A 16,901-nucleotide genomic window follows, 5' to 3' on the forward strand; every position below is an offset into this window, starting at 1 on the left:
AGTTAATTGTCGTGGCTAAAGAAAAATTTGATCGTTCCCTACCGCACGTAAACGTTGGCACCATCGGCCACGTTGACCACGGTAAAACCACTCTGACCGCTGCTCTGACTCGCGTCTGCTCCGAAGTTTTCGGTTCGGCTCGTGTTGACTTCGACAAGATCGACAGCGCACCAGAAGAAAAAGCTCGTGGTATCACCATCAACACCGCGCACGTTGAGTACAACTCGACTATTCGTCACTACGCTCACGTTGACTGCCCAGGTCACGCTGACTACGTGAAGAACATGATCACTGGTGCTGCCCAGATGGACGGCGCTATCCTGGTTTGCTCGGCCGCTGATGGTCCGATGCCACAAACCCGTGAGCACATCCTGCTGTCCCGCCAGGTTGGCGTTCCGTACATCGTGGTTTTCCTGAACAAGGCTGACCTGGTAGACGACGCTGAGCTGCTGGAACTGGTTGAGATGGAAGTGCGCGATCTGCTGAGCACTTACGACTTCCCGGGCGACGACACTCCGATCATCATCGGTTCTGCTCGTATGGCTCTGGAAGGCAACGACGAAAACGAAATGGGCACCACTGCCGTTCGTAAACTGGTTGAAACTCTGGACAGCTACATCCCAGAACCAGTTCGTCTGACCGACAAGCCGTTCCTGATGCCAATCGAAGACGTATTCTCGATCTCCGGTCGCGGTACTGTTGTGACTGGTCGTATCGAGCGCGGTATCGTTCGCGTTCAGGATCCACTGGAAATCGTTGGTCTGCGTGACACTACTGTCACCACCTGCACCGGTGTTGAAATGTTCCGCAAACTGCTCGACGAAGGTCGTGCTGGCGAGAACTGCGGCGTTCTGCTGCGTGGTACCAAGCGTGACGACGTTGAGCGTGGCCAGGTTCTGGTTAAGCCGGGTTCGGTCAAGCCGCACACCAAGTTCACCGCAGAAGTTTACGTTCTGAGCAAAGAAGAAGGCGGCCGTCATACTCCGTTCTTCAAAGGCTACCGTCCACAGTTCTACTTCCGTACTACTGACGTGACCGGTAACTGCGAATTGCCAGAAGGCGTTGAAATGGTAATGCCAGGCGATAACATTCAAATGACTGTTACCCTGATCAAAACCATCGCAATGGAAGACGGTCTGCGCTTCGCTATCCGTGAAGGCGGCCGTACCGTTGGTGCTGGCGTTGTAGCTAAAATCATCGAGTAATCTCTCTTTTGAGTGAGCTCTGATGTTTTGAAAAGGCCCCCGCTTAGCGGGGGCCTTTTTTATTGGGTTGACACCTATCTAGGGCGTCTATAGAATTGCGCCTCCTTTTAACGGGCGTATTGCGCCCGGTGGGAATAGCAGCCGGAGTCTGAAATCCAATGCAAAATCAGCAAATCCGTATCAGGTTGAAGGCTTTTGACCATCGCCTGATCGACCAATCCACCCAGGAAATCGTGGAAACCGCGAAACGTACTGGTGCTCAAGTGCGTGGTCCAATTCCACTGCCTACCCGTAAAGAGCGGTTCACCGTTCTGGTCTCCCCGCACGTCAACAAAGACGCGCGTGACCAGTACGAGATCCGTACTCATAAGCGCGTACTGGACATCGTCCAGCCAACGGATAAAACCGTTGATGCACTTATGAAGCTCGATCTGGCGGCCGGTGTGGAAGTACAGATCAGCCTCGGCTAAGACTTGGGTCTTAGTCGTGTAACGCTCTGAAATGGGCGGCCATAGCGGGTGAAAGCCCCGTACACTCATGAGGTTTACAACATGACTATTGGTGTAGTCGGTCGTAAATGCGGTATGACCCGTATTTTCACCGAAGAAGGTGTCTCCATTCCGGTCACGGTCATTGAGATCGAACCGAATCGCGTCACCCAGTTCAAAACTGAAGAAACCGATGGCTATCGTGCAGTGCAAGTCACTGTCGGCGAGCGTCGTGCTTCGCGCGTGACTGCTGCTCAAGCAGGTCACTTCGCTAAAGCAAACGTTGCAGCTGGTCGTACTGTCATGGAGTTCCGTCTTGAAGACGGCGACTACCAAGCTGGCGATCTGATCAACGCTGAAATCTTCGCCGCTGGTCAACTGGTTGATGTAACCGGTCAGTCCAAGGGTAAAGGCTTCCAGGGTACGATCAAGCGTTGGAATTTCCGTGGTCAAGACAACACTCACGGTAACTCCGTTTCCCACCGCGTCCCGGGCTCTATTGGCCAGTGCCAGACTCCTGGTCGTGTATTCAAGGGCAAAAAAATGTCCGGTCATATGGGCGCTGAGCGCGTGACCGTGCAGTCCCTCGAAGTAGTGCGCGTCGACGCTGAACGCAATCTGTTGTTGGTCAAGGGTGCTGTTCCTGGCGCTACTGGCGGCAACCTGGTTGTACGTCCAGCGGCCAAGGCTCGCGGTTAAGGGGAAGCTGACATGCAATTAAATGTAAATGACGCTCAAGCGATCGAAGTTTCCGAACTGACATTTGGCGGCGAATTCAACGAGACGCTCGTTCACCAAGCAGTCGTGGCCTACATGGCCGGCGGCCGTCAAGGTAGCAAGCAGCAAAAGACCCGTTCCGACGTACGTGGTGGCGGTAAGCGCCCTTGGCGTCAGAAAGGCACTGGCCGTGCTCGTGCCGGTACTATCCGTAGCCCAATCTGGCGTGGCGGCGGTACCACTTTCGCAGCTCGTCCACAGGATCACTCTCAGAAGCTCAACAAGAAGATGTACCGCGCAGCACTGCGCTCCATCCTTGCTGAACTCGTGCGTACTGATCGTCTGGTCGTGGTTCAGGACTTCGCTGTTGAAAGTCCAAAAACCAAAGATCTGCTGGGCAAACTGAACAACATGAGCCTGACCGACGTTTTGATCGTGTCCGAAGCTGTTGATCAGAACCTGTACCTGGCTGCTCGCAACCTGCCACACGTTGATGTACGTGACGTGCAAGGTTCCGATCCAGTTAGTCTGATCGCATACGACAAGGTGTTGATCACCGTGTCGGCCGTGAAGAAATTCGAGGAGCTGCTGGGATGAACCAGGAACGCGTATTTAAAGTTCTGCTTGGCCCGCACGTTTCCGAAAAGGCTACGGTTCTGGCTGACAAGAAAGGCCAGTTCGTTTTCAAGGTTGCAACTGACGCAACCAAGCTGGAAATCAAGAAGGCCGTCGAAAGCCTGTTCAGCGTGAAAGTAGAGCGTGTTACTACCCTGAATGTTCTGGGTAAGAGCAAGCGCACTGCTCGCGGTCTGGGCAAGCGTAATGACTGGAAGAAGGCGGTTATCTCCCTTCAGCCAGGCCAAGATCTCGATTTCAGCAGCAGTGCTGAGTAAGGAAGGGGTGCATCATGGCAATCGTTAAATGCAAACCGACTTCCCCTGGCCGCCGTTTTGTGGTCAAGGTGGTCAACCAGGAGCTGCATAAAGGCGCTCCTCACGCACCGCTGCTCGAGAAAAAATCGAAGTCTGGTGGTCGTAACAACAATGGTCGTATTACCACTCGTCACATCGGTGGTGGCCATAAGCAGCATTATCGTCTGGTCGACTTCCGTCGCAACGACAAAGATGGCATCGCTGCCACTGTCGAGCGTATCGAATACGATCCAAACCGTACTGCTCACATCGCTCTGCTGCTGTACGCAGATGGCGAGCGTCGCTACATCATCGCCCCTAAAGGCGTGAGTGCTGGCGACCAGCTGATCGCAGGTGCTCTGGCACCGATCAAGCCGGGCAACGCTCTGCAACTGCGTAACATTCCAGTTGGTAGCACCGTACACGGCATCGAATTGAAGCCAGGTAAAGGCGCACAGATCGCTCGTTCCGCTGGTGCTTCGGCTCAGTTGATCGCTCGTGAAGGTGTCTACGTGACCCTGCGTCTGCGTTCTGGTGAGATGCGTAAAGTACTGGCTGAATGCCGTGCGACCCTGGGCGAAGTCTCGAACTCCGAGCACAGCCTGCGTTCGTTGGGTAAAGCTGGTGCCAAACGCTGGCGTGGCGTTCGCCCAACCGTTCGTGGTGTTGCCATGAACCCGGTTGACCACCCACACGGTGGTGGTGAAGGTCGTACCTCTGGTGGTCGTCATCCGGTATCGCCATGGGGCTTCCCGACTAAGGGCGCGAAGACTCGTGGTAATAAGCGTACCGACAAAATGATCGTCCGTCGTCGCAAGTAAATAGAGGGATACGACAGTGCCACGTTCTCTGAAAAAAGGTCCTTTTATTGATCTTCACCTACTGAAGAAGATCGAAGTGGCGGCGGAAAAGAACGATCGCAAACCAGTTAAGACCTGGTCGCGTCGTTCGATGATCCTGCCACAAATGGTCGGTCTGACCATCGCAGTACACAACGGTCGTCAACACGTCCCAGTTCTCGTTAACGAAGACATGGTCGGCCACAAACTGGGCGAGTTTGCCGGTACCCGCACTTATCGTGGGCACGTGGCAGACAAGAAAGCCAAGCGTTAAGGGGTTAGGAAATGGAAGTAGCCGCTAAGTTGTCGGGCGCTCGAATCTCCGCCCAGAAAGCCCGCTTGGTCGCCGACCAGATCCGCGGGAAGAAGGTGGGCGAAGCGCTCAACCTGTTGGCTTTCAGCAGTAAGAAAGCCGCCGAGATCATGAAGAAAGTGCTGGAGTCGGCCGTAGCCAACGCCGAGCATAACGAAGGCGCAGACGTTGATGACCTGAAGGTCAGCACCGTTTTCGTCAACGAAGGGCGTTCGCTGAAGCGCATCATGCCACGTGCCAAAGGCCGTGCTGATCGCATCGTCAAGCGGTCTTGCCATATCACTGTCAAGGTTGCTGACAAGTAACGGAGTCGAAGAGATGGGTCAGAAAGTACATCCCATTGGCATTCGCCTGGGAATCGTCAAGGAGCACACCTCCGTCTGGTACGCAGACGGTCGGACTTATGCGGACTACTTGTTCGCTGATCTGAAGGTGCGTGAGTATCTCCAAGACAAACTAAAAAGCGCGTCCGTAAGCCGTATCGATATCCATCGTCCGGCCCAAACTGCACGTATCACCATCCACACCGCTCGTCCAGGTATCGTTATCGGGAAGAAAGGTGAAGATGTTGAGAAACTGCGTCAGGACCTGACCAAGCAAATGGGTGTGCCTGTGCACATCAATATCGAAGAGATCCGCAAGCCGGAGCTCGACGGTATGCTGGTTGCGCAGAGCGTAGCTCAGCAGCTGGAGCGTCGCGTAATGTTCCGTCGCGCTATGAAGCGCGCCGTACAGAACGCCATGCGCATTGGTGCCAAAGGCATCAAAATCCAAGTGAGCGGTCGTCTCGGCGGTGCTGAAATCGCACGTACTGAATGGTATCGCGAAGGTCGTGTGCCACTGCACACCCTGCGTGCCGACATCGACTATGCCAACTACGAAGCTCACACCACTTACGGTGTGATCGGTGTAAAGGTTTGGATCTTCAAAGGCGAAGTAATTGGTGGTCGCCAAGAAGAACTGAAACCACAAGCACCAGCGCCTCGTAAAAAAGCTGCTAAGTAAGGGGTACGCCAAATGTTGCAACCTAAGCGTACGAAGTTCCGCAAGCAGATGACAGGCCACAACCGTGGTCTGGCTCAGCGCGGTAGCAAAGTCAGCTTCGGCGAGTTCGCGCTGAAGTCTGTAGCTCGTGGTCGTCTCACCGCTCGTCAGATCGAGTCAGCGCGTCGTGCTCTGACCCGTCACGTAAAACGTGGCGGCAAGATCTGGATCCGTGTATTCCCGGACAAGCCGATCTCCAAAAAACCTCTCGAGGTTCGGATGGGTAAAGGTAAGGGTAACGTGGAATACTGGGTAGCCCAGATTCAGCCAGGCAAAGTCCTGTATGAAATCGAGGGTGTTTCTGAAGAGCTGGCGCGTGAGGCTTTCGCCCTGGCTGCTGCAAAGCTGCCGCTCGCCACCTCCTTTGTTAAACGGACGGTGATGTGATGAAAGCGAATGAACTTCGTGAAAAATCCGCACAGCAGCTGAACGAGCAACTGCTCGGCCTGCTGCGCGACCAGTTCAATCTGCGTATGCAGAAAGCAACTGGCCAGTTGGGGCAGTCTCATCTGCTCTCGCAAGTTAAGCGTGACATCGCTCGCGTGAAGACTGTGCTCAACCAGCAGGCAGGTAAGTGATCATGGCTGAAGCCGAAAAGACTGTCCGTACGCTGACTGGCCGTGTTGTCAGCGACAAGATGGACAAAACCATCACCGTTTTGATCGAGCGTCGCGTTAAGCACCCGATCTACGGTAAATATGTTAAGCGTTCGACTAAGCTGCACGCGCACGACGAAACCAATCAGTGCCACATCGGCGACAAAGTCACTATTCGTGAAACTCGTCCGATGGCCAAGACCAAGTCTTGGGCACTGGTTGATGTTCTCGAACGCGCTGTGGAAGTCTAAGGACTAGGGGTCGGAGAAATTATATGATTCAGACTCAATCCATGCTCGATGTGGCCGATAACAGCGGCGCTCGCCGTGTTATGTGCATCAAGGTGCTGGGTGGCTCCCATCGTCGTTACGCTGGTATCGGTGACATCATCAAAGTTACCGTGAAGGAAGCAATTCCTCGCGGTAAGGTGAAAAAAGGCCAAGTGATGACTGCTGTTGTAGTCCGCACTCGTCACGGCGTACGTCGTGCTGATGGCTCCATTATCCGCTTTGATGGCAACGCTGCTGTTCTTCTGAACAACAAGCAAGAGCCGATCGGCACCCGTATCTTTGGGCCAGTGACCCGTGAACTTCGTACTGAGAAGTTCATGAAGATCGTCTCGCTCGCCCCAGAAGTGCTGTAAGGAGATCCGACATGCAAAAGATTCGTCGTGACGACGAGATCATCGTGATCGCCGGCAAAGACAAAGGTAAGCGCGGTAAGGTGCTTAAGGTTCTCGCTAATAACCGTCTGGTTATCGGTGGTCTGAACCTGGTCAAGCGTCATACCAAGCCTAACCCGATGTCGGGCGTGCAGGGCGGTATCGTCGAGAAAGAAGCTCCGCTGGATGCTTCTAACGTCGCCATCTTCAACGGCGAAACCAACAAGGCTGACCGCGTTGGTTTCAAAGTAGAAGACGGTAAGAAAATTCGTGTCTTCAAGTCGACCCAAAAAGCGGTTGATGCTTGAACACTGCTAGGTAGATTAGACCATGGCACGACTACAAGAGATTTACCGGAAGGAAATCGCCCCTAAGCTTAAGGAAGAACTTAAGCTCGGGAACGTGATGGAAGTTCCGCGCGTCACCAAAATCACCCTGAACATGGGTCTGGGCGAAGCGATCGGCGACAAAAAAGTCATCGAGCACGCTGTTGCTGACCTGGAAAAGATCACCGGTCAAAAAGTCGTTGTGACTTACGCTCGGAAATCCATCGCTGGCTTTAAAGTCCGTGAAGGTTGGCCGATCGGCGTCAAAGTGACTCTGCGCCGTGAGCGTATGTACGAATTCCTGGATCGTCTGCTGTCGATCTCCCTGCCTCGGGTCCGCGACTTCCGCGGCCTGAATGCCAAGTCCTTCGATGGTCGTGGTAACTACAGCATGGGCGTGAAAGAGCAGATCATCTTCCCGGAAATCGACTACGACAAGATCGATGCTCTCCGCGGTCTGGACATCACCCTGACCACCACTGCCAAGAACGATGATGAAGGCCGCGCTCTGCTGCGTGCGTTCAAATTCCCGTTCCGCAACTGATTGGAGTAGGACCATGGCCAAGATGAGCATGAAAAACCGCGAGCTGAAGCGTCAGCTCACGGTTGCCAAGTACGCCAAGAAGCGTGCAGCACTGAAAGCAATCATCGTTGATCTGAACGCAAGTCCAGAAGCGCGTTGGGAAGCTACAGTTGCTCTGCAGAAGCAGCCACGTGACGCAAGCGCTTCGCGCATGCGTAACCGCTGCCGCCTGACCGGTCGTCCACACGGCGTTTACCGCAAGTTCGGCCTCGGCCGTAACAAACTGCGTGAAGCGGCAATGCGTGGTGACGTACCAGGTCTGGTTAAAGCCAGCTGGTAAGTACTTTCAACGTCCAGGTGGTCGGAATCGCAAGATACTGACCGCCGGTGACCTTGAATCTGGATCAAGCCCCTTTTGGGGCTTGTTTCATTTCTGGAGTATGTCTAAAATACGCGGCTCGCCTGAGCCCGTGTTTTTTGTGCTCGGAGATTCTCGGCGACATATGTAGCCGCAAGGCTAATTTTTTTGTATTAGGAGCGTCTAGCCCATGAGTATGCAGGACCCGTTAGCGGACATGCTAACTCGTATCCGTAATGCCCAGATGGCTGAAAAGTCCGTCGTAAGCATGCCATCTTCCAAGTTGAAGGTAGCTGTTGCCAAAGTCCTGAAAGACGAAGGCTACATTGCGGGTTATCAGATCAGCAGCGAAATCAAACCACTGCTGTCCATCGAGCTGAAGTACTTCGAAGGCCGTTCGGTCATCGAGGAAGTGAAGCGCGTTAGCCGTCCAGGCCTGCGTCAGTACAAGTCCGCTGAAGATCTGCCGAAAGTTCGTGGCGGTCTGGGCGTGTCTATCGTCTCCACCAACAAAGGTGTGATGACGGATCGTGCTGCGCGCGCTGCCGGTGTCGGCGGCGAAGTTCTTTGCACTGTGTTCTAAGGGGGGATAAGCATGTCTCGCGTCGCTAAGAACCCCGTTAAGCTGCCAGCCGGTGTCGAAGTCAAATTCGCAGGCCAACAGCTTTCGGTGAAGGGTGCCAAGGGTACTCTTGAACTGAACATCCATTCGTCCGTTGAGATCGTTGAAGAAGCTGGTGAGCTGCGTTTCGCTGCTCGCAATGGCGATCAACAAACTCGCGCAATGGCCGGTACCACGCGTGCGTTGGTAAACAACATGGTCCAAGGCGTAAGCCAAGGCTTCGAGCGTAAGCTCCAGCTGGTCGGTGTTGGTTACAAAGCGCAAGCAAAAGGCACGGTTTTGAACCTTGCCCTTGGCTTCTCGCACCCAGTGGATTACGAACTGCCAGCGGGCATCACTGCTGAGACTCCTAGCCAGACCGATATCCTGATCAAGGGCATCGACAAGCAGCTGGTAGGTCAAGTGGCCGCTGAGATCCGCGACTTCCGTCCACCAGAGCCGTACAAAGGCAAAGGTGTGCGCTACGCGGACGAAGTCGTCCGTCGTAAAGAAGCCAAGAAGAAGTAGGGCATAGCAAATGACCGACAAAAAAGTTACTCGACTGCGTCGCGCTCGCAAAGCACGCCTGAAAATGCACGAACTCGAAGTCGTGCGTCTCTGCGTGTTCCGCTCGTCGCAGCACATCTACGCCCAGGTCATCTCGGCCGACGGCAACAAAGTCCTGGCAAGCGCCTCGACTTTGGATAAAGAACTGCGTGATGGTGCCACTGGCAACATCGACGCGGCCACAAAGGTTGGCCAGCTGGTCGCTACGCGTGCTAAGGCCGCTGGCGTCTCGCAAGTGGCTTTCGACCGCTCTGGCTTCAAGTACCATGGCCGCGTGAAAGCGCTGGCTGATGCTGCTCGTGAAGCTGGGCTGGAGTTCTAAGTTATGTCAAATAACGACCAAAAGCGCGACGAAGGCTACATTGAGAAGCTGGTTCAAGTTAACCGCGTAGCCAAAACCGTTAAAGGCGGCCGTATCTTCACTTTCACCGCGTTGACCGTGGTGGGTGATGGTAAAGGGCGTGTTGGCTTCGGCCGTGGCAAGTCACGTGAAGTGCCTGCTGCGATCCAGAAGGCAATGGAAGCTGCTCGTCGCAACATGATCCAAGTTGATCTGAACGGCACCACTCTGCAGTACGCAATGAAGTCCGCTCACGGCGCTTCGAAGGTGTACATGCAGCCTGCTTCTGAAGGTACCGGTATCATCGCTGGCGGCGCTATGCGTGCTGTCCTCGAAGTTGCTGGCGTTCAGAACGTTCTGGCCAAGTGCTACGGCTCGACTAACCCGGTAAACGTGGTTCACGCCACTTTCAAGGGTCTGAAGGCTATGCAATCTCCTGAGTCCATCGCTGCCAAGCGTGGCCTGACTGTCAAGGAGATCTTCTGATCATGGCTACCGTTAAAGTAACGCTGATCAAAAGCATGACCGGCCGCATCCCTAACCACAAATTGTGCGTTAAAGGTTTGGGTCTGCGTCGCATCGGTCACACTGTAGAAGTCCAGGATACTCCCGAGAATCGCGGGATGATCAACAAGGCTTACTACATGCTGCGTGTAGAGGGTTAATCGATGAAACTCAATGATCTGAGTCCAGCGCCGGGTTCCCGTCGCGAAAAGCATCGTCCGGGCCGTGGTATCGGTAGTGGTTTGGGTAAGACCGGTGGCCGTGGCCACAAGGGTCAAACCTCCCGCTCCGGTGGCACCATTGCTCCAGGCTTTGAAGGCGGTCAACAGCCGCTGCATCGTCGCCTGCCTAAGTTCGGTTTCGTGTCCCTGAAAGCTATGGATCGCGCAGAAGTGCGTCTGTCCGAGCTGGCTAAAGTGGAAGGCGACATCGTTACTGTGCAGACCCTGAAAGATGCCAACGTGATCAACGTCAACGTACAGCGTGTGAAAATCATGCTGTCCGGTGAAGTGACTCGCGCTGTCACTATCGGCAAGGGAATCGGCGCCACCAAAGGTGCGCGTTCGGCTATCGAAGCAGCTGGCGGCAAGTTCGAGGAATAAATGGCTAAGCAAGGTGCTCTCTCAGCGCTCGGCAAAGGCGGTATGTCTGAACTTTGGGCTCGTCTGCGTTTTCTGTTCCTGGCGATTATCGTCTACCGAATAGGCGCACACATCCCGGTTCCAGGTATCAACCCGGACCGACTCGCAGACCTGTTTCGACAGAATGAGGGGACCATTCTTAGCTTGTTCAACATGTTTTCCGGCGGCGCGCTGGAGCGGATGAGCATCTTTGCACTGGGGATCATGCCGTATATCTCGGCATCGATCATCATGCAGCTGATGACAGCCGTCAGCCCGCAGCTGGAGCAGTTGAAGAAGGAAGGTGAAGCTGGCCGTCGCAAGATTAGCCAGTACACCCGCTACGGCACTGTCGTCCTCGCCCTGGTTCAAGCTATCGGCATGTCCGTTGGCCTGGCAGGGCAGGGCGTTGCGTTCACTGGTGACTTTGGCTTCCATTTCGTCGCGGTATCCACGTTTGTGGCTGGTGCGATGTTCATGATGTGGCTGGGTGAGCAGATTACTGAGCGTGGTGTTGGCAACGGTATCTCGATGTTGATTTTCGCAGGTATCGTCGCCGGTCTTCCGAGAGCAATCGGGCAGTCTTTCGAGTCTGCGCGTCAGGGTGATATCAATATCTTCGCCTTGGTTGCCATCGGTTTGCTGGCAGTAGCGATTATCGGTTTTGTGGTGTTCATTGAGCGTGGCCAGCGTCGTATTGCTGTTCACTACGCCAAGCGTCAGCAGGGCCGTAAGGTCTTTGCTGCGCAGACCAGCCACTTGCCGCTGAAAGTGAATATGGCCGGTGTTATTCCGGCAATTTTCGCGAGCAGCATCTTGCTGTTTCCGGCTTCGTTGGGTACCTGGTTTGGTCAGTCTGAAAATATGGGCTGGCTGCAGGACCTCTCTCAGTCGATCGCTCCTGGTCAGCCGTTGAATATTCTGCTGTTTAGTGCAGGGATTATTTTCTTCTGCTTCTTCTATACGGCGTTGATGTTCAATCCGAAAGACGTAGCGGAAAACCTGAAGAAGTCCGGTGCCTTTATTCCGGGCATCCGTCCAGGTGAGCAGTCGGCACGCTACATTGATGGCGTTCTGACCCGTTTGACCCTGTTCGGTGCTCTATATATGACGGCCGTGTGCTTGTTGCCCCAGTTCCTGGTGGTTGCAGCAAACGTTCCGTTCTACCTTGGCGGGACCTCGTTGCTGATCGTGGTCGTGGTTGTGATGGACTTCATGTCCCAAGTACAATCGCACCTCGTTTCGCACCAGTACGAATCCCTGATGAAGAAAGCCAACCTGAAGGGCTACGGCAGCGGCATGTTGCGCTGAGTACCCCATAAGGTTCGAGGAGTTGGTGATGAAAGTTCGTGCATCGGTGAAAAAGCTGTGCCGTAACTGCAAGATTATTCGCCGCGAAGGTGTTGTTCGAGTAATTTGCAGCGCGGAACCGCGTCACAAACAGCGCCAAGGCTGAGTGTGATCCGCTTGAAGCCCGGCAGCTAGTGCGCTGCCGGGTTGATTATTTGTTATTACAGCGATATTATCTCGCGCCCTATTTCTTGGCTTCCGGGGCGTAGGTAGCTGTCAATTGGAGTCCCACTGAATGGCCCGTATTGCAGGCGTTAACATTCCAGATAACAAGCACACTGTTATCTCGCTGACCTACATCTATGGTGTTGGTCGCACTACTGCGCAGAAAATTTGCGCAGTTGCTGGGGTAAACCCAGCCGCTAAGATCAAGGATCTGAGCGACGAGCAGATTGAACAGCTGCGTGGCGAAGTGGCGAAGTTCACCACTGAAGGTGACCTGCGTCGCGAAATCAACATGAAAATCAAGCGTTTGATGGACCTCGGTTGCTATCGCGGTCTGCGTCATCGTCGTGGTCTTCCAGTACGCGGTCAGCGTACCAAGACTAACGCGCGTACCCGTAAAGGTCCGCGTAAGCCGATCCGCAAGTAATCGCCCCAGCGAATCGACAGGAAAATTATCATGGCAAAACCTGCTGCTCGTCCTCGTAAAAAAGTTAAAAAGACAGTGGTTGATGGCATCGCCCACATCCATGCATCTTTTAACAACACCATCGTGACCATCACCGACCGTCAAGGTAACGCGCTTTCTTGGGCTACCTCCGGTGGTTCGGGTTTCCGCGGTTCCCGCAAGTCCACCCCGTTTGCTGCTCAAGTAGCTGCTGAACGTGCTGGTCAAGCTGCGCTGGAATATGGCCTGAAAAACCTCGACGTTAACGTCAAAGGTCCAGGTCCAGGTCGTGAGTCTGCTGTCCGTGCTTTGAACGGCTGTGGCTATAAGATCGCCAGCATCACCGACGTGACGCCAATCCCGCACAACGGGTGCCGTCCGCCGAAGAAGCGCCGCGTGTAATCCAGGAGATTGTAAAGAATGGCTCGTTACATTGGTCCAAAATGCAAACTCGCTCGTCGCGAAGGCACCGATCTCTTCCTGAAGAGCGGCGTGCGCGCGATCGAATCGAAGTGCAACATTGAAGCAGCACCTGGTATCCACGGCCAACGCCGCGGTCGCCAGTCCGACTACGGCACCCAACTGCGTGAAAAGCAGAAGGTCCGTCGTATCTACGGCGTTCTCGAGCGTCAGTTCAGCGGCTACTACAAAGAAGCTGCTGGCAAGAAAGGTGCAACCGGTGAAAACCTGCTGCAACTGCTCGAATGCCGTTTGGACAACGTTGTATACCGTATGGGCTTTGGTTCGACTCGTGCCGAATCCCGTCAGCTGGTATCGCACAAGTCGATCAGCGTTAACGGTCAGACCGTAAACGTTCCGTCCTACCAGGTTCGTGCTGGTGACGTGGTCGCAGTTCGCGAGAAAGCAAAAAACCAACTTCGCATTGTCCAAGCTCTCGATCTGTGTGCCCAACGTGGCCGCGTAGAATGGGTAGAAGTAGACACTGAGAAGAAGTCGGGCGTTTTCAAGAACGTTCCTGCTCGCAGTGATCTGTCCGCCGACATCAACGAAAGCCTGATTGTCGAGCTCTACTCCAAGTAAGGGCTAGAAAATAGGTGCATCCATGCAGATTTCGGTAAATGAGTTCCTGACACCCCGCCACATTGATGTGCAGGTTGTCAGTCCAACCCGCGCCAAAATTACTCTCGAGCCTCTCGAGCGTGGTTTTGGCCACACCCTGGGCAACGCGCTGCGCCGCATCCTGTTGTCCTCAATGCCCGGCTGTGCAGTAGTCGAGGCCGAGATTGACGGTGTGCTCCACGAGTACAGCGCCATCGAAGGTGTACAGGAAGACGTAATTGAAATCCTGTTGAACCTTAAAGGTCTGGCTATCAAGCTGCACGGCCGTGACGAAGTTACGCTGACCTTGTCGAAGAAGGGTTCGGGGGTGGTTACCGCTGCCGATATTCAGCTGGATCATGATGTCGAGATCGTTAACCCCGATCACGTAATCGCTAACCTGGCGTCTAACGGCGCCCTGAACATGAAGCTCACTGTAGCTCGTGGTCGTGGTTATGAACCGGCCGACTCGCGTCAGAGCGATGAAGACGAAAGCCGCAGCATTGGTCGCTTGCAGCTTGACTCTTCGTTCAGCCCGGTTCGCCGTATCGCATACGTGGTGGAAAACGCCCGTGTCGAGCAGCGTACTAACCTGGACAAGCTGGTTATTGATCTGGAAACCAACGGTACCCTGGATCCTGAAGAGGCTATCCGCCGCGCTGCAACCATTCTGCAACAGCAGTTGGCTGCGTTCGTCGACCTCAAAGGTGACAGCGAACCAGTGGTAATCGAGCAGGAAGACGAGATCGATCCGATCCTGCTTCGCCCGGTTGACGATCTGGAACTGACTGTACGTTCGGCTAACTGCCTTAAGGCGGAAAACATTTACTACATCGGTGACCTGATCCAGCGCACCGAAGTAGAACTGTTGAAGACTCCGAACCTGGGCAAGAAATCCTTGACTGAAATCAAGGACGTTCTGGCCTCCCGCGGTCTGTCCCTCGGCATGCGCCTCGACAACTGGCCGCCTGCAAGTCTTAAGAAGGACGACAAGGCGACTGCCTGATCGTCGTAATCACCGAACGTGAGTTTGGTAAGGAATGAACCATGCGTCATCGTAAAAGTGGTCGTCACCTGAGCCGTACCAGCTCGCACCGCAAGGCCATGTTCCAAAACATGGCGGTGTCGCTGTTCGAGCACGAGCTGATCAAAACTACACTGCCGAAAGCTAAAGAACTGCGTCGCGTTGCTGAGCCGCTGATCACTTTGGCCAAGACAGACAGCCTGGCTAACCGCCGTCTGGCTTTCGACCGTACTCGTTCGAAAGCTATCGTTGGTAAGCTCTTCAACGACCTGGGCAAGCGTTACGCTACCCGTGAGGGCGGCTACCTGCGCATCCTCAAGTGCGGTTTCCGCGCTGGCGACAACGCGCCTATGGCGTACGTCGAGTTGGTTGATCGTGCTACTGCCGGCGAAGCTGTAAGCGCCGAGTAATACGACAAGCTGCAACGAAGAACCGGGCCTAGTGCCCGGTTTTTTGTGCGCGTAACAAAAGCGCGTTGCGTACAAGAATCTTCAGGCGACACGCTTCACTATAAGCGTCGGGCATGTTGGTAGTTATTTTCTATTGAAGCCTACAATTTAATGAATTTGTAGGTGTCATGTGGATGGTCAATACTCCCTCCAAGCCGATTAGCCGGCAGTTTCAAGCCCGACCTGAGGAAGATGCGCATGAGCCAGAATAAAGTCCTTACCACCGCCAGCGGCGCGCCCGTTGCCGACAATCAGAACTCACGTTCCGCCGGCCCTCGTGGCCCCTTGCTGCTCGACGATTTTCACCTGATCGAGAAGCTCGCTCACTTCAACCGTGAAAACATCCCTGAGCGTCGCGTGCACGCCAAAGGTTCGGGTGCCTTCGGGACCTTCACGGTGACAAAAGACATTACCCAATACACCAGCGCCAAATTGTTCGAGTCCGTTGGCAAGCAGACCCCTACGTTCCTGCGTTTCTCCACGGTAGGTGGAGAGCGGGGTTCGGCCGACACTGAGCGCGATCCACGTGGCTTCGCCTTGAAGTTCTACACCGAGGAAGGCAACTGGGACATCGTCGGTAACAACACCCCTGTGTTCTTTATCCGTGATCCGCTGAAGTTCCCGGATTTTATCCACACCCAGAAACGCCTGCCGCAGAGCAACCTGAAGAGCGCGCAGATGATGTGGGACTTCTGGTCGCACTCACCAGAGGCGCTGCATCAGGTCACCATCCTATTTTCGGACCGTGGCATCCCGGACGGCTATCGCCACATGCATGGTTTCGGCAGCCACACTTACAGTCTGATCAATGCCCAGGGCGAGCGTCATTGGGTGAAGTGGCACTACAAGACCAAGCAAGGCATCAAGAACCTGGCGCCGGCCGAGGCTGCCCGCTTGGCGGGTACCGATCCTGACTACGCCCAGCGCGATCTGTTTGGTGCAATCGAGCGCGGTGACTTCCCCAAGTGGCGCGTGTGCATCCAGATCATGACCGAGGCGCAGGCGAATGCCCATTACGAGAACCCGTTTGATGTGACCAAGACCTGGTCGCAAAAAGAGTTCCCGTTGATTGAAGTGGGTGAGCTGGAGCTCAACCGTAATCCGCAGAACTACTTCGCAGAAGTTGAGCAGGCTGCATTTGGCCCAAGCAACATGGTCCCAGGCGTTGGCCTGTCGCCAGACCGTATGCTCCAAGGTCGAGTTTTCGCCTACGCCGATGCTCACCGTTATCGTGTGGGCACTAACCACCAGCAACTGCCGGTGAACGCACCACGTAGCCCGGTTAACAGCTACCAGCGTGACGGTTCCATGGCTTTCGGCAGCAATGGTGGGGCGGCTCCGAACTACGAGCCAAACAGCTATGCCGACGCACCGAAACAAGCCCCACAATATGCAGAGCCAGCACTGGCCCTGAGCGGCGCCGCCGATCGTTACGATCACCGCGAAGATACGGACTACTACAGCCACGCCGGTGCGCTGTTCCGTCTGATGAATGATGAGCAGAAAGCCCTGCTCACCAATAACATCGCCGGTGCTATGGGTGGCGTTTCCAGCGATGTGGTCCAGCGTCAACTGCAGCACTTCTATAAGGCCGACCCGGCTTACGGAGACGCAATCGCAAGGGCACTGGGTGTATCGCTTAACTGACTCTAAACGATAAGCAGAACCGCCCTCATTTGGGCGGTTTTTGCGTTATTTCAGCTACTTTTCTCCGGAAATCTTCACTTTTCTGCCGTTTGTCCCGTGACCTTCAAGTCAGCATGGTTCAAACTACAGTCTTTCAAGCAGGGAGATGT

Annotated in this window: 30 protein-coding genes; all 30 read left to right on the forward strand. The window is 54.6% G+C overall.

All coding sequences use genetic code 11. The features are described 5' to 3' along the window. The first annotated feature begins 11 nt into the window (after positions 1 to 11). The 30 genes from tuf to AC1RAC_RS19305 all read left to right on the forward strand — a co-directional run bounded on the left by tuf (position 12) and on the right by AC1RAC_RS19305 (position 16,752). The gene (gene tuf / locus AC1RAC_RS19160; RefSeq protein ID WP_005791980.1) at positions 12 to 1,205 is read left to right on the forward strand and encodes an elongation factor Tu; all 1,194 of its coding nucleotides are present in this window, start codon (positions 12 to 14) and stop codon (positions 1,203 to 1,205) included. A 158-nt stretch (positions 1,206 to 1,363) separates the two neighbouring features. Beyond that, the gene (gene rpsJ / locus AC1RAC_RS19165) at positions 1,364 to 1,675 is read left to right on the forward strand and encodes a 30S ribosomal protein S10 (protein ID WP_003186070.1); all 312 of its coding nucleotides are present in this window, start codon (positions 1,364 to 1,366) and stop codon (positions 1,673 to 1,675) included. Positions 1,676 to 1,756: 81 nt separating this feature from the next. Next, positions 1,757 to 2,392, forward strand: coding sequence for a 50S ribosomal protein L3 (gene rplC, locus AC1RAC_RS19170; protein ID WP_003194649.1), 636 nt, complete (start codon positions 1,757 to 1,759; stop codon positions 2,390 to 2,392). Positions 2,393 to 2,404: 12 nt separating this feature from the next. Further along, positions 2,405 to 3,007 (forward strand): 50S ribosomal protein L4, encoded by a 603-nt coding sequence (rplD, locus tag AC1RAC_RS19175; protein WP_003176424.1) that lies wholly within the window; start codon positions 2,405 to 2,407, stop codon positions 3,005 to 3,007. Then, positions 3,004 to 3,303: a 50S ribosomal protein L23 gene (gene rplW, locus AC1RAC_RS19180; protein WP_002555488.1), complete on the forward strand. Its 300-nt coding sequence runs from the start codon at positions 3,004 to 3,006 to the stop codon at positions 3,301 to 3,303. Before rplD ends, rplW begins: the two co-directional genes overlap by 4 nt. A gap of 14 nt (positions 3,304 to 3,317) precedes the next feature. Continuing rightward, entirely contained in the window at positions 3,318 to 4,142 is an 825-nt protein-coding gene (gene rplB, locus AC1RAC_RS19185; protein WP_003186055.1) for a 50S ribosomal protein L2, read from the forward strand. A 16-nt stretch (positions 4,143 to 4,158) separates the two neighbouring features. Further along, the gene (rpsS, locus tag AC1RAC_RS19190; RefSeq protein ID WP_002555486.1) at positions 4,159 to 4,434 is read left to right on the forward strand and encodes a 30S ribosomal protein S19; all 276 of its coding nucleotides are present in this window, start codon (positions 4,159 to 4,161) and stop codon (positions 4,432 to 4,434) included. Between the two features lie 11 nt (positions 4,435 to 4,445). Continuing rightward, positions 4,446 to 4,778: a 50S ribosomal protein L22 gene (gene rplV, locus AC1RAC_RS19195; RefSeq protein ID WP_003103908.1), complete on the forward strand. Its 333-nt coding sequence runs from the start codon at positions 4,446 to 4,448 to the stop codon at positions 4,776 to 4,778. Between the two features lie 13 nt (positions 4,779 to 4,791). Then, positions 4,792 to 5,478, forward strand: coding sequence for a 30S ribosomal protein S3 (gene rpsC, locus AC1RAC_RS19200; RefSeq protein WP_003176422.1), 687 nt, complete (start codon positions 4,792 to 4,794; stop codon positions 5,476 to 5,478). Between the two features lie 12 nt (positions 5,479 to 5,490). Next, complete coding sequence (rplP, locus tag AC1RAC_RS19205) at positions 5,491 to 5,904, forward strand: 50S ribosomal protein L16 (protein WP_003176421.1); 414 nt, start codon at positions 5,491 to 5,493, stop codon at positions 5,902 to 5,904. Further along, positions 5,904 to 6,095, forward strand: a complete 192-nt coding sequence (gene rpmC / locus AC1RAC_RS19210) for a 50S ribosomal protein L29 (protein ID WP_002555481.1) — start codon at positions 5,904 to 5,906, stop codon at positions 6,093 to 6,095. Before rplP ends, rpmC begins: the two co-directional genes overlap by 1 nt. 2 nt (positions 6,096 to 6,097) lie before the next feature. Beyond that, complete coding sequence (rpsQ, locus tag AC1RAC_RS19215) at positions 6,098 to 6,364, forward strand: 30S ribosomal protein S17 (RefSeq protein ID WP_003194644.1); 267 nt, start codon at positions 6,098 to 6,100, stop codon at positions 6,362 to 6,364. Positions 6,365 to 6,387: 23 nt separating this feature from the next. Continuing rightward, entirely contained in the window at positions 6,388 to 6,756 is a 369-nt protein-coding gene (rplN, locus tag AC1RAC_RS19220; RefSeq protein WP_002555479.1) for a 50S ribosomal protein L14, read from the forward strand. Between the two features lie 11 nt (positions 6,757 to 6,767). Continuing rightward, positions 6,768 to 7,082 (forward strand): 50S ribosomal protein L24, encoded by a 315-nt coding sequence (rplX, locus tag AC1RAC_RS19225; protein WP_003176416.1) that lies wholly within the window; start codon positions 6,768 to 6,770, stop codon positions 7,080 to 7,082. A gap of 22 nt (positions 7,083 to 7,104) precedes the next feature. Then, entirely contained in the window at positions 7,105 to 7,644 is a 540-nt protein-coding gene (gene rplE / locus AC1RAC_RS19230) for a 50S ribosomal protein L5 (RefSeq protein WP_003194642.1), read from the forward strand. 13 nt (positions 7,645 to 7,657) lie between these two features. Continuing rightward, positions 7,658 to 7,963 carry a 30S ribosomal protein S14 gene (gene rpsN, locus AC1RAC_RS19235; RefSeq protein WP_003176414.1) on the forward strand — a complete coding sequence of 102 codons (306 nt, stop codon included), beginning with the start codon at positions 7,658 to 7,660 and terminating at the stop codon, positions 7,961 to 7,963. A 208-nt stretch (positions 7,964 to 8,171) separates the two neighbouring features. Next, the gene (rpsH, locus tag AC1RAC_RS19240) at positions 8,172 to 8,564 is read left to right on the forward strand and encodes a 30S ribosomal protein S8 (RefSeq protein ID WP_003176413.1); all 393 of its coding nucleotides are present in this window, start codon (positions 8,172 to 8,174) and stop codon (positions 8,562 to 8,564) included. A gap of 12 nt (positions 8,565 to 8,576) precedes the next feature. After that, the gene (gene rplF / locus AC1RAC_RS19245) at positions 8,577 to 9,110 is read left to right on the forward strand and encodes a 50S ribosomal protein L6 (protein ID WP_003194640.1); all 534 of its coding nucleotides are present in this window, start codon (positions 8,577 to 8,579) and stop codon (positions 9,108 to 9,110) included. A 10-nt stretch (positions 9,111 to 9,120) separates the two neighbouring features. Continuing rightward, positions 9,121 to 9,471 (forward strand): 50S ribosomal protein L18, encoded by a 351-nt coding sequence (gene rplR, locus AC1RAC_RS19250; protein WP_003186037.1) that lies wholly within the window; start codon positions 9,121 to 9,123, stop codon positions 9,469 to 9,471. Positions 9,472 to 9,474: 3 nt separating this feature from the next. Then, on the forward strand, positions 9,475 to 9,975 hold the full coding sequence (gene rpsE, locus AC1RAC_RS19255; protein WP_003176409.1) for a 30S ribosomal protein S5: 501 nt from the start codon (positions 9,475 to 9,477) through the stop codon (positions 9,973 to 9,975). A gap of 2 nt (positions 9,976 to 9,977) precedes the next feature. After that, a complete protein-coding gene (gene rpmD, locus AC1RAC_RS19260) occupies positions 9,978 to 10,154 on the forward strand; it encodes a 50S ribosomal protein L30 (RefSeq protein ID WP_003176408.1) in 177 nt (58 codons plus the stop codon). Between the two features lie 3 nt (positions 10,155 to 10,157). Then, positions 10,158 to 10,595, forward strand: coding sequence for a 50S ribosomal protein L15 (rplO, locus tag AC1RAC_RS19265; protein WP_003176407.1), 438 nt, complete (start codon positions 10,158 to 10,160; stop codon positions 10,593 to 10,595). After that, positions 10,596 to 11,924, forward strand: coding sequence for a preprotein translocase subunit SecY (gene secY / locus AC1RAC_RS19270; protein ID WP_003194637.1), 1,329 nt, complete (start codon positions 10,596 to 10,598; stop codon positions 11,922 to 11,924). A gap of 28 nt (positions 11,925 to 11,952) precedes the next feature. Next, positions 11,953 to 12,069, forward strand: a complete 117-nt coding sequence (gene rpmJ / locus AC1RAC_RS19275; protein WP_002555468.1) for a 50S ribosomal protein L36 — start codon at positions 11,953 to 11,955, stop codon at positions 12,067 to 12,069. A 129-nt stretch (positions 12,070 to 12,198) separates the two neighbouring features. Further along, entirely contained in the window at positions 12,199 to 12,555 is a 357-nt protein-coding gene (rpsM, locus tag AC1RAC_RS19280) for a 30S ribosomal protein S13 (protein ID WP_003194635.1), read from the forward strand. Positions 12,556 to 12,585: 30 nt separating this feature from the next. Then, entirely contained in the window at positions 12,586 to 12,975 is a 390-nt protein-coding gene (gene rpsK, locus AC1RAC_RS19285; RefSeq protein WP_002555466.1) for a 30S ribosomal protein S11, read from the forward strand. Between the two features lie 18 nt (positions 12,976 to 12,993). Beyond that, positions 12,994 to 13,614, forward strand: coding sequence for a 30S ribosomal protein S4 (rpsD, locus tag AC1RAC_RS19290; protein WP_003176404.1), 621 nt, complete (start codon positions 12,994 to 12,996; stop codon positions 13,612 to 13,614). Positions 13,615 to 13,636: 22 nt separating this feature from the next. Continuing rightward, positions 13,637 to 14,638 carry a DNA-directed RNA polymerase subunit alpha gene (locus tag AC1RAC_RS19295; protein ID WP_003176403.1) on the forward strand — a complete coding sequence of 334 codons (1,002 nt, stop codon included), beginning with the start codon at positions 13,637 to 13,639 and terminating at the stop codon, positions 14,636 to 14,638. Positions 14,639 to 14,679: 41 nt separating this feature from the next. Further along, positions 14,680 to 15,066 carry a 50S ribosomal protein L17 gene (rplQ, locus tag AC1RAC_RS19300; RefSeq protein WP_003176402.1) on the forward strand — a complete coding sequence of 129 codons (387 nt, stop codon included), beginning with the start codon at positions 14,680 to 14,682 and terminating at the stop codon, positions 15,064 to 15,066. Positions 15,067 to 15,303: 237 nt separating this feature from the next. Beyond that, the gene (locus AC1RAC_RS19305; RefSeq protein WP_034125919.1) at positions 15,304 to 16,752 is read left to right on the forward strand and encodes a catalase; all 1,449 of its coding nucleotides are present in this window, start codon (positions 15,304 to 15,306) and stop codon (positions 16,750 to 16,752) included. The last annotated feature ends 149 nt before the right edge of the window (positions 16,753 to 16,901 follow it).

This window comes from Pseudomonas sp. GW823-FHT02F05 (assembly GCF_058797315.1).